General features: G+C 70.2%; 2 protein-coding genes. Both read left to right on the forward strand.

The window, feature by feature from the left end; all coding sequences use genetic code 11:
* Positions 1 to 23: 23 nt before the first annotated feature.
* On the forward strand, positions 24 to 860 hold the full coding sequence (locus ACFLIM_RS50120; RefSeq protein ID WP_393178001.1) for a TRM11 family SAM-dependent methyltransferase: 837 nt from the start codon (positions 24 to 26) through the stop codon (positions 858 to 860).
* 316 nt (positions 861 to 1,176) lie between these two features.
* Positions 1,177 to 1,428: a helix-turn-helix transcriptional regulator gene (locus ACFLIM_RS50125; RefSeq protein ID WP_393177999.1), complete on the forward strand. Its 252-nt coding sequence runs from the start codon at positions 1,177 to 1,179 to the stop codon at positions 1,426 to 1,428.
* Positions 1,429 to 1,618: the final 190 nt, after the last annotated feature.

Raw genomic sequence — 1,618 nt, forward strand, 5'->3', positions numbered from 1 at the left:
CAACCACTGCCAGTAGGCGGTCAATTACGGGACCACACGGTCACCGTCTTGTTCCGACCGGAGTCACTTCAACTACCTCGACCGCCACACATGGCTCGTCGGGCTGGGGCGAAGCCCCATTAGTGGTCGATCCGATGTGCGGGATCGGCACCACCCTCGTCGAGGCCGCCCATCTGGGCAGGCACGGCGCGGGGGTGGAGTACGAGGAGCGGTGGGCGCGCCTGGCGGTCGCCAACCTCACCCACGCCAAAAAGCACGGGGCGCCCGGCTTCGGGCGGGTGATGGCCGGGGATGCCCGGCACATCGCCCGGCTGCTGCCGGATCTGGCCGGTCGGGCGGCGCTGGTGCTCACCTCGCCTCCGTACGGGGCGGCCACGCACGGGCACATCCGTTCCACTCGCGATACCGGCGAGCCGGGCGTGCGCAAGTGGAACCAGCGCTACTCGCACGATCGCGCCAACCTCGCCCACCAGCAGCTCCCGCACCTCCTCGACGGGTTCGGCCGCATCCTGGCCGGCTGCGTGGAACTGCTGCGGCCGGGCGGCGTCGCGGCGATCACCGTGCGGCCCTACCGCGTCCGCGGTGAGCTGGTCGACCTACCCGGCCACGTCCACCAGCTCGCCGTGAAGGCCGGGCTGGTGTTCGTGGACCGGATCGTGTGCCTGCTGTGCGGGCTCGGCGACGGTCACCTCCTCAACCGGGCGTCGTTCTTCCAACTGCACGAGGCGCGCAAGGCATGGGCGCGCGGGGTGCCGATCCACGCCGTGGCGCATGAGGATCTGCTCGTGTTTTGCCGTCCCCAGATGCCGGCCGAGGTCGATCCCGGTCCTGCTCTCGGAACCGTCCGCGAGCTGGAGTAGCCCCGCGTCACCCGCGGTTCCTGGCCCGTATTCGGGCCGGGCGCTGGGGCGCGGCGCGGACCTGCGGATTTTGCTTGACGCGGGCCGTGGAGGTGGGCGTCGATACCGCCGTCACCAGCCCGGCCCGCACCGGACCCAATGGCGGTGGGGCTGTGCCCGTCTGTCGGTGAATGGTCGGTCACACCCCTGCCCCGGGGGGCCGGGCGTGGCCGGGTTGGGGGCGTAGCGCCCACCACAGCACGCCGGGACGTGCGGCCCCACACGGCCCCGCGATGCCCTGTTCATCAATGTTCATCAACGTCCATGGAGGCGATGCATGACCAGCACAAACCCATCCGACCACCCGGCGCAGCAGGTGGTGCCAGAGGTGATCAGCCTGCTCGCGGCCGGACGGCTGCTCGGCATGGGCCGCACCACGGCCTACCGGCTCGCCCGCGCGGGGGCGTTTCCGTGCCGGGTGCTGCGGATCGGTGGCCGGTACGCGGTGCCGGTGCGCGGACTGAGGGCGCTACTCGACCACACCAGCACGGGCGGCAGTGAAGACCGTCCGGCATGCGAGGAAGGATGACCATGACGGCGAAAGACCCGGACACCACAGGCAGAGAGCTCGGCGTCGCCAAGGGGTCCACGTTCAAGTCAGCATGAAACGGCCGGCTCCGGTTCTGTCCGTAGTCGCTTCATAGCTTCCGTGGATCGGCTCACGCTAGAGACAGCGGGGGCCGGAGCCACACACAGAAGGGAGCCGACCGTCATGAAGA

The organism is Nonomuraea marmarensis, from assembly GCF_043197025.1.
Taxonomy (GTDB): Bacteria; Actinomycetota; Actinomycetes; order Streptosporangiales; family Streptosporangiaceae; genus Nonomuraea; species Nonomuraea marmarensis.